The organism is uncultured Sphingomonas sp., from assembly GCF_934560975.1.
Classification (GTDB): Bacteria; Pseudomonadota; Alphaproteobacteria; order Sphingomonadales; family Sphingomonadaceae; genus Sphingomonas_I.
This window is the reverse complement of the sequence record NZ_CAKTFO010000010.1, coordinates 81,069-90,465: the sequence shown is the minus strand read 5'-3', so window position 1 is coordinate 90,465 and position 9,397 is coordinate 81,069. Positions and strand designations below refer to the sequence as shown.

The 9,397-nt window shown below is 64.4% G+C and carries 8 protein-coding genes, 1 tRNA gene and 1 pseudogene; 4 read left to right on the top strand and 6 right to left on the bottom strand.

The features are described from left to right. Nucleotides 1–11: 11 nt before the first annotated feature. Nucleotides 12–98, top strand: a tRNA-Leu gene (locus Q0D93_RS08735). A gap of 519 nt (nt 99–617) precedes the next feature. Here the strand turns inward: Q0D93_RS08735 and Q0D93_RS14885 are convergent. The 6 genes and pseudogenes from Q0D93_RS14885 to Q0D93_RS08705 all read right to left on the bottom strand — a co-directional run. Next, a pseudogene (locus tag Q0D93_RS14885) lies at nt 618–1,697 on the bottom strand (recombinase family protein); the annotation flags it as partial. A gap of 254 nt (nt 1,698–1,951) precedes the next feature. Further along, a complete protein-coding gene (locus Q0D93_RS08725) occupies nt 1,952–4,006 on the bottom strand; it encodes a hypothetical protein (protein ID WP_294392983.1) in 2,055 nt (684 codons plus the stop codon). Beyond that, nucleotides 3,999–4,337: a hypothetical protein gene (locus Q0D93_RS08720; protein WP_294392981.1), complete on the bottom strand. Its 339-nt coding sequence runs from the start codon at nt 4,335–4,337 to the stop codon at nt 3,999–4,001. The genes Q0D93_RS08725 and Q0D93_RS08720 overlap by 8 nt, the downstream gene beginning before the upstream one ends. Continuing rightward, complete coding sequence (locus tag Q0D93_RS08715; protein WP_294392978.1) at nt 4,337–5,338, bottom strand: hypothetical protein; 1,002 nt, start codon at nt 5,336–5,338, stop codon at nt 4,337–4,339. Before Q0D93_RS08715 ends, Q0D93_RS08720 begins: the two co-directional genes overlap by 1 nt. Beyond that, entirely contained in the window at nt 5,335–5,985 is a 651-nt protein-coding gene (locus tag Q0D93_RS08710; RefSeq protein WP_294392976.1) for a hypothetical protein, read from the bottom strand. Before Q0D93_RS08710 ends, Q0D93_RS08715 begins: the two co-directional genes overlap by 4 nt. Before the next feature lie 162 nt (nt 5,986–6,147). Beyond that, nucleotides 6,148–6,405 carry a hypothetical protein gene (locus tag Q0D93_RS08705; RefSeq protein WP_294392974.1) on the bottom strand — a complete coding sequence of 86 codons (258 nt, stop codon included), beginning with the start codon at nt 6,403–6,405 and terminating at the stop codon, nt 6,148–6,150. A 233-nt stretch (nt 6,406–6,638) separates the two neighbouring features. On the opposite strand from Q0D93_RS08705, the gene Q0D93_RS08700 reads away from it, so the two are divergent. From Q0D93_RS08700 to Q0D93_RS08690, 3 genes are all read left to right on the top strand, one after another. Then, a complete protein-coding gene (locus tag Q0D93_RS08700; RefSeq protein ID WP_294392972.1) occupies nt 6,639–7,523 on the top strand; it encodes a 3'-5' exonuclease in 885 nt (294 codons plus the stop codon). A 118-nt stretch (nt 7,524–7,641) separates the two neighbouring features. Next, complete coding sequence (locus tag Q0D93_RS08695) at nt 7,642–8,178, top strand: hypothetical protein (RefSeq protein WP_294392970.1); 537 nt, start codon at nt 7,642–7,644, stop codon at nt 8,176–8,178. 81 nt (nt 8,179–8,259) lie between these two features. Beyond that, on the top strand, nt 8,260–9,147 hold the full coding sequence (locus Q0D93_RS08690; protein WP_294392968.1) for a hypothetical protein: 888 nt from the start codon (nt 8,260–8,262) through the stop codon (nt 9,145–9,147). Nucleotides 9,148–9,397 lie beyond the last annotated feature (250 nt).

The following is a 9,397-nucleotide window of genomic DNA, read 5'->3' as shown; positions in this document are numbered from 1 at the left end:
GCCTACCCCGTGCCCAGATGGCGGAATTGGTAGACGCACCAGCTTCAGGTGCTGGCGATCGCAAGGTCGTGGAGGTTCGAGTCCTCTTCTGGGCACCATTTCCGGTCAAAAATGGGCACCATGCCCATGATGGCCGGTTCCGTTCTCCCGATCGCTCGTTCGAGCAATTGGGACGAGCCGGAAATCCGGATAGCTCCCTGATCGACTGCCACTTCGGAGACGAAGAGGGCCACATAGGCCTTGCGGAGCGCGGGATCGTCCCCGCTGAGGCGGTCGCGCACGAGGGCACCGAACGCATCCACCATCTCGGGCGTCACGCGCTTCGTGGTCTTGCCGATCTGCCGTTCGAGCGTTTCGATCGTGGCGGTCGCTGAGGCGATGCGGCTATTCGTCTCGGCCAACAAGCCGGTGAACGTCTGGTCCTTAAGCGAGGCGTGGCCGTCCGCTAGCGCCTCGTAGAGGTTGCGCAGGCGCGTTTCGGCCTGGGTTTTGTTGAGACGAGCCTGGGTGAGGTCGCGGGCACGACGCTCGTCCGCCTCCGCCGAGGCTTCCAGCATTTCGGACAGCAGCATACGCAGCCGCTCGGGCGCGAAGATCTGGCGCTCGAGTGCACCGAGCACAACCCCGTCGAGACGCTCTTCGCGCACATGGGGACAGGTGCAGCGCGCCGCGCCGGCGCTGACCTTGCCGTTGCAGGAATAATAGGAATAGCGGCCGCCCTTGCCGGTGCGGATCGTCAAGCCCTCGCCGCAGATGCCGCACTTCGCGACCTTGGTGAGCAAGGTCGGGCCGTTGACGACGCGCGGTGGCGTGACGGTCGGCCGACGCACGGCGCGTAGAGCGGCGACCGCATCCATCATCTCCTCCGGGATGATCTGCGGGCATTCGACACGGACCCAAGTGTCCTCGGGAGCCGTCCCGCCATGTTCGTCGCGGGTCATGTCAAAATAGTATCCGCGATAGTGGCAACGGCTCAGAATGCCGGCCACGTTGGAGTTGTTGAACCTGTTGCCGCTGGACAGCGTGTACCCGCGCTCGTTGAGCCATTCGGCGATCGCGCGGGCGCCCATCGGACCGTTGCCTCGCCCCACGGTGGCGAGGTCGAACATTAGCCGGACCGTCCGGGCGTCATGCTCATGGATGAAGAGGTTCTTCTTCGCCTTGGTCCCGCGCATTTCGACCGTGCGGCTTTCGTAGCCGAACGGCACTGGGCCTCCGTTGAAAAAACCCTCTTCGGCGTTCCGCCGCATCGTGCGGCGCGTATGCTTGGCCGTTTCAAGCGCAAAATATTCGTCAAACGAAGCGATGACGTTGCGCATCATGGCGCCCATCGGATCGTCGGAGAAATTCTGTGTCAGCGAAAGCAAGCGAACCTTGGCGCGCTTGAGCCGCGCAAATGTCGGGATTTGGGTTTCCATGCTGCGGGCAAGGCGCGACAACGAGATGATCTTGATCTCCCGGATGCCGTTGGCGGGATCCTCGACGAAATCGAGCAGGCGGTTGAACTCGGGTCGGCGAGCATCCTGCCCGCTCTCGCCCGCCTCCACGAAGATGCGGACGACGATCTGGCCTTTCGCCTCGGCGTCCGCCCGGATCTGTGCATCCTGGCTGTCGAGCGAGGTGCGGTGATCGGCCTGATCGTCGGTCGAGACGCGGACATAGCCAACGATCCTTTCGGCTTCAGGCTTGATACGCATGCTTACGCTCCTTCGATCAGATCCGTGAACGCCTGCCCCAGCAGGTGGAGCAGTATAGCAGATTCCCCCTCCAGCGGCGGCACAAAGTCGGGTGCCGGCGCCGAAATGCGGACCAGCCGCGTGACCGTTCCGGAATGAGTCGGTTCACGCGGCTGGCGTGGCGCTGAAGGTGGCGTCGGCGTGTCCATGCGCCGGTGGTGGCGATGGCGATCCCGGAGAGGTTCCCGTGGAAAACCCACAGAGAACTGCGGTTTTCAGGTTCTGAATATCGTGCTGAACTGCGGATCACTGCTGAAGGCCGAATAGCCCTGGCTCATCCGCGCCATGATTCGCGCGGTCAGGCCGTCCGGCCGGCTTTTCACGTAAAGCGGCAGATAGGCGTCGAGCGCCCTTTTCGCTTCGAGCATGATCTGTCGCCAGCGCGAGGGCGGAGCGTTGGCTGGCGTCGGACGTCGTCCCTGACGGCCAGGCAGTGTTTCCCGCTCCGTAGGCGGGGGAACAAAGGTGGAGCCGAAGGCACCATACAGCTTCGTACCCTTCTGAAGTCGGTCCCAGAAAGCGACATCGCGATCCCGGTCGAACCATAAACTGTAGTCAAAGAACGCGCCGACAGGCCGATCATAGTCATGGTCGCTGAAACGGCGGGCGAGATCGGTGGCTCTGTTTCGAAGCCCCTTGCAGGTGGCATGACGGGCTTTCAGCGACGACGTCATTTCCAGCCGCGCGGCCATCGCTGGCGCGACCCAGGACAGAATGCGGTGCACAGTGCGGCCAAAGGCAATCCACCAGTCATCGCCGCTGACCCCGCGCATGATGAGCCGGTCGAGGATCTGTCGCAGAGCGAGGATGATCGTATCCTCAATGCCAAGGCCATAGAACAGGACGAGATCGTGTCGCTTAGTGCCCCGCTGGGTCGGCTTGTCCAGTTCGGAGCGGCGGATGAAATCATGGGTAGACGCGTCGGTGGCGGCAGCCGGGAGATCGCAGAAGCGCGATCCTAGGGCATAGGCATGGTGTGTGTAATCCCGGACAGTGCCGCCCATCCGGCGGCTCTTTTCGCGCATGAAGCTCGTCGTGACCGCGCGGTGGTAGACGCCGAGATCGAGATATCGTCCGGCCGCCGCCTGATGACGAAGGGCAGAGCCGGTCGAAGCGGCGTTGGCTAGGACGGGACGCAGGGCAACACTATCGAGGACTGCCCCATCGGCCAGCCTCTGCCGGTCCGCCATCGTGCGGATGATGGCCGCGAGCCGTTCGCATTCGGCAAAGAGCGCATGGGCGCCAATGTAGCCATAGTTCAGCCGGAAGATAGGATGCGGCGCGGCGAGCCAGGGGTAGCGGGTCAGCGCGACATCGAGCCGTCTCGCCATGAGCAGGACGTACACGTCGTGCCCATCGACCGCCGCCACATCGTCTAGCATCGCCTGAATTGCTATTTTGACAGCCTCGTTGCGGGCTGCGAGGCGATCAGGGAGGCGCTTGGGATCGCGATCATATTCGAGTGGGATATCCTGAACCGTCCCACGTGTCAGGAACAGATGCACCGCGTCGGCTGCACTCGCGGCTAACCGCACGGCCGAGGTGACGCTCTTGGTCGAACGGACCCGGCGAAAGGCTTCGACTTTGTTCGCCAGAAGCATGGCAATGCGATGTGTGCCAGCCCGGATGTCGTCGTCGGCGAGCAGCCTATCCGCAGCGATCCGCGCGACGCCCGCCAGCGCCGTCTCTACGGCAGCGGCTGCAACGCTCAGTGCGGTTCGTTCCCGCCCGGTTGCTTCGGTCTTGGTCCATTTCTTCTCGTACTTCGCGCACGCCGCAGCCAGTATCGACGTCGCGACGAAAAGCCGGGTCTCCGCGCGATTTTGCCTCAGTACGTCGGTAACCCAGGCATGGTCGGCGATGCTGAAACCGAGCAGCCGTTCGATCAGGTCGTCACCGGTCGCGTCATCGAGACGGTCGACGCCAAGGTGGGTCTGCTCGCGGATGAACCGCTGAATGCCCGCCGCGTGCTCCGGCAGGCGATGCGGTGCGGGCGGTCCACCCGTCCGGACGCCGTCGCTCCAGAGCGCACGGATCGCCGGGTTGAACGCAACCCGGCCGACACGACGGCCGACCGGGTCATCCAGTAGTCCGTCAGCGCTGCCCCAGGGGAAGTCGACGCCTGGCAACATCGCCCGCAACTGGCGTTGCGCCTGCTTCGATGACGCATCCGCGCTCGACACCATATCCGACGCATCGTCGCGCACGACGGCATCGCGAAAGGCGATGGCGGCGATATGGCGCTGGACGGGATCGACGAGGTCAATCATCGACGCACTCCAGCGTTTTCGGATCGCTGAAAAACGCCACCAACGCGGTGATGTTGGCGTCCGCGTGCCGGGTCCTTTCGCGCTCGAATGCGTCGAAGATCTGCTTGATCTCGGCCAGCCGCACCGCGATGGCGACCAGCGTGCCATGCTGTCTGTAGAGCGATGCCGGCGTCCCGTCATAGGCGGTTAGAATGTCGCGTGCGCGCCGAAGCAGCCGCTTACGCTCGTCGATCCAGCGCTGGACGTCGTTGACCTGAAACGTCTCCCCCTTGTCGGTGACCCTGACGATCATCGGTATCAGCGCGGAGGATTTTCCGCTCTCGTCTGCCATTAGCGCTGCTCCTCGGTGGACGGCTGGAAGCGCGGATTGCCGCCCGCATCGGCAATCCATTCGGAGCTATCTCCGCGGCTACCGATCTCGATCATCGGCAGGCCGCGAGCCGCTTCGATTCGCTGCATCATGTGACGCTGGCCCTTGGTCGGCGCCCGGTCACGCCACGGGCCTTGCTCGCGATAGGCCTCTGGTACGGACGACCAGGAAGCCTGTCGCTGCGCGTCACGTCGCGCGGCACGCGCATGCAACTCTCGCTCGCCGAGCGGGGCGAGAAGCGCAGCGTAGGTCTTAACCGTGGCGGTCAGTGCGTCGCCGAGCGCCGTGTCCCTATCGACGCTAGCCGTGCCATCGACGAGCTGGGAAAGGCCTCCGCGATAGGCGAAGGCGCCGACCCATGCGATTCGGTCGCGGTGGTTGAAGCCGAAGCGGTGCCAGACCAGGCCGATTCCCAGCATCGGCTTGTGCGCGAACTTGTCAGCAACCGCTTCGCCACGCTCGGTCAGCGCCGTCGCGCCTTCCTCGGCGAGAACACCGCCACCAGATTCGAGGACCGACGGGAAGGTCTTGAGCAAATAGTCCAGCTTGTGCTCGAGCTTGGCGACCTCCAGCTTCACCAGAGACAAGCGCCACGGTCGCGCCAGCAGGCCAGCCAGCGCGAGGCGATGCCCCGGCTGAAGGCCCGCATAGTGACAGTCGCCGCCAGCGGTTTGGCCGTGCGCATGCGGGTGCGGCTCGATCGCCGCTATGTCTGCCTCGGCCTTCTCGGCCTCTGCTTCCGCTGCCACCATGTCGGCGCGTGCCGCGGCGATCAGCGATGTCAGGCGATCGAGGGGGTACCGAGGGTTGCCCCTCGCCAATGGCATTGCGGGATTTTTCACGGTGATCTCCTTGAAAAAGAAGATCACCGTGCCGGTTGCCTTCGCCCGGAAGTTCCCGCCGAAAACGCCGGGATTTCTGCCGAAAAAGCATTCCGACGGGAGCGTTGCCGCACGAATCATTCGGAGGCTCCATCGGGTTCGTGGAACGGCATAGCCTGCTGCGTATGTTTGGCGACATCCACGACGTCGCCGTGCGGCGGAGCGCCGGCCCCGGCCACCGCAGCGATCTCACCCGGTGCGGTGATCGCGCCAGACTTCAGGGCATCGGCCTCACGCTGGCCAAGCCGCCCGTGCAGCACGTCCTCACGGCGCTGCGCCTGTGCCAGGGCGTCCTCCAGCGCACCGATCTTGGCGGTCGCGACCGCAAGTTCGACCTCTGCTTTCTGGCAAAGGTCCAGCACTTCGGCCGTTTCGCTTTCCGCCTCGACACGGCGACGCTCGGCATCGGCGACGCGCATCGCCGCCGCACGATCGAGGTCGCCGCCGACCATGCGCACCGTACGGACGAAATGGTCGATTGCCTGCGCGGTCAGCTGCTCGAGCATCGCCCGGAATCCAGCTTCCGCGCCAGCCGGCACGTCGATCGGCGCCAGCCCCGTCGCGTCCTGCCAGCGCCGGCGCCAGTCGCGCACCTTTGCATACAGCGCGCCATTGGGCTCACAAGCCATATGCCTGGCCACCTGATACGGCGTGACCTCGGCCGGCGTGCATCCACGGGCCGCGACGACCTCGTCGGCGGCCTTGTCCACATCGGCTGGCGGACCCATTCATGACTGTCTTTCACGATCGTTCTCGCATCTTGCGAGACGACAATCCTGCGATACCCGCGATATCGCAGGTGTCGCGCCTATCGCAGGAGCGATCGTCCACGCATTGTCATCGACGCGCGACCGCTAAAGGCGGCGCGCAACTAAAGCCGACAATGGGGTTTAGGGTGCCGCCCAGCCTGCCGGGGGATGGCTGAGATGCCGCCGGGCTTCGCACACAGCGTGGACGAAGCGACGGCCCGCGATGCTGGCGCGCTGACGCACGCGGATGACGATGGCGAACGTCAGAAATGCCGCGAGGACAGATGCCAGCCGACGGTACAGCCCAGGTCCACCGAGACGGCGAATAGCGTCGCCATCAAGTATTTGCGCGACGGCGGCCAGCAGTTCGCCGATCGCCTTGATCACCGACACGTCCATCACCGACGCCAACGTGCTGTCGTCTTTCGGGGAAGGATGGATCGGCGAACTCATGCGGCCTTTATAGGAGATTTTCCGTCATCGGCCAACTATGCCGGCTGGCCGATGACCTACGTCAGGCATCTCCATGCAGCGCCGATGGAAAAGCCGCTTTGACGGCAAATCCTGTGATCGGGAAGGTTGGAGGAAAAGCCTCGCATCCGCTCGGTCGACTAGATCAGGAGATATCGACCATGACGCACATCAACAGCGCCGCCTCAGCCGAGCCGGCGCTTTCTCCCTGCGCGGGTGACGCGGACATCAGGATCCTGCGCCGCGTGTCGTCGCTCAACGACTTTCCGCTCGCCGAGCCTGGCGATGGACCGATCCGCACGGTGGCGGTCATCGATACCGAAACCACCGGCACCGACCCGGATCGCGATGAGATCATTGACATCGCCGTCGTCATCGTCGCCGTGGGCGCTGCCGGGCAGATCGTGCGCATCGACCGCGCCGGGCAGGCGTTGCGTGACCCCGGCATGCCGATCCCTGCCGCGATCACCAGGCTGACCGGCATCACCGAAGCGCATGTGCGCGACAAGGTCATCGATCTCGATGCGCTGGAGGCACTGATCGCCAGCGCCGACGTACGGATCGCCCATAACGCGGCGTTCGATGCGGCTTTCATCGAACGGCTGCTCCCCGGCCTCGCGGGGGCCGCCTGGGCTTGCTCCGCCCGGGACTTCGACTGGGTCGATCGCGGCTTCGACGGCGCCAAGCTCGGCCATCTGTTGATGCAGATCGGGCACTTCAACACCGGCCACCGCGCGATGGCGGACGTCATCAGCCTGATTCACCTTCTCGCGCATCGTCTGGCCGACGGATCGACCGTCATCGGCGCGATCCTCGCCAATGCGGAGCGACCGACCGTCCGCATCGAGGCGGCCGGCGCGCCGTTCGACAAGCGCTCGATCCTCAAGGGCCGGGGCTATCGGTGGGATCCTGCTGCCAAGGTTTGGTGGATCGAGATCCTGGACGAGGACCTCGAAAGCGAGGCGCTGTGGCTCCAGCGCGAGGTGACGCCGTGGGGACCGGCGCCACGCACCCGGCCACTCACGTGGCACGAGCGGCACCGCTGAAGGAAGAGGCGCGCCACCGGGCGCGCCGATCTCTCATCCAGAAACAAGAAAAATGAGCACCGCAAAGGAGCGGAAAAAATGCTCCGGCCGACCGGCCGTCACAGAAGGAATGACCCAAATGGAAATGATCCTGCACCACCAGAATATCATGCTCGCCGTACGCGAAGAGATGGGGTGGCCGAGCTTCAAGCCGGCCAATGACTGCATCTCCTGGGCATCGGGACAGGAAATGTGCTTCGAGGTCGGGAACGAGCTCGCCCGCGTCGCGCAGATGGCGGGCAGGGATGTGATCTATACCGGTTGGGCCAGTTCCCGGGCCAAGGATCCGACCAGCTTCGCCATCGCCTATCGCGAGATGCTGACCATCGACATCATCGACCGCCTCGTGCCGTTTGCCGCCAGCGATCGCTCGCCGATCATTCTGGTGAGCACCTCGGCGGACGAATTCTTCGCCATCGATCGCCGAGGCTCGCTCGCGCGGGTCCAAGGAAAGCCGAAGGGCATCGGGAAAGGTAAGACGCTGGCGATGAAGCGCATCAACGCCGCGGCCAGCACGATGGCCGACGAACTGCTCGCCAATAACCGCTTCGTTCCGCCCGGTGCGGACTGGCTCGAACCGGAGACGGCGAACGGAGCGATCGTTCGGTTCGGCTGACGGCGGTCGGGCGGGTCTCGACAGTCGAGGCCCGCCAATTCTCTTCCCCTATTGCCGGTCGCGTCCCGGCGGAGATTCCTTATGTACATCGACATCAAATCCGAACCCCGCAACCGCAGCTGGATCATCTTCGACATCGAAAGCGCGGTGATCGACGAGACCGGGCACCGCCGCTACCAGCAGATGGAGCGATATGTGCCCCGCGACGATGGTGACGAACAGCCCGGCCGTCGCGGTTACAAGCGCGCCGAAGACCCGCTCAAGACCCCGCGCTGGATCTTTCAGTCGATCACGACGGCCTGCGCGATGGTGCTGACCGAGCATTCGGACGGCAACGCCGATGTGTCGCGGTTCGTCACCATGTCGGCGCCGGATCACACCGAGAAGGAGATCGTCGCGGGGCTTCTGCAGGTGCTGGCCGACGCGCCAGCCGATACGGATCTCGTCAGCTGGGCGGGGTCGTTCCACGATCTGCCGATGCTGGTCTGCGCGGCCATGCGCTACGGCTTAACCTTGCCGAACAACTGGAAGTGGCTCGCCTTTGGCGGGGATGGGCGGCAGCGCCATGTCGACTTCGCCCGAGTCGCCACCGCCAACATGAAGATGAAGCCGATCCACGAGTCCGAGTTGCTGGCGGCCTTCGACATCCCGTCGAAGCTGTCGGCTCCGGCCTTCGCTGTCGCCCGGCTGATCGAAAGCGGCCAATGGGATGTGGTGCAGGAGCAGTGCGAAGGCGATGTGATCGCGACCGCCCTGCTCTTGTGCCGTTGGCGTAGGCTGCACGATCCGCGCGTCGAAGCCGATCTGGCCGAAGACCGCATCCTTCGACGCGTATGCGACCTGCGCGCCGGACGCGGCTACATCGCCGCGTTGGAGGCACGCCGGGCCGCCCGGTTCGCCGGCCAATATGATAAGGCTGCGAATGACGCTGCTCGGCTGGCCCCCTGGCTGGACCAGAACGCGGCCTGATCATCCGAAGGCCGCGATGGCTTCACCTTCGCGGCCTTCAATCTTGCGCAGTGTTCGACCTTGCCAATCGCCGAATATCCATCGAACCGTACGACAGATCTGGACGTGGGGTTGGTGGTGTGGACAGCGTCGGCAATCAATTTCGGGATATGTACCACCGCCGTGCTTGCCGAGGGGTTTAAACGAAGAAGGTGAAATGCGGAGCCTGGGCTGCTCGTGCGGCGACCTTGAGCTAGGTATAACGGGGGGA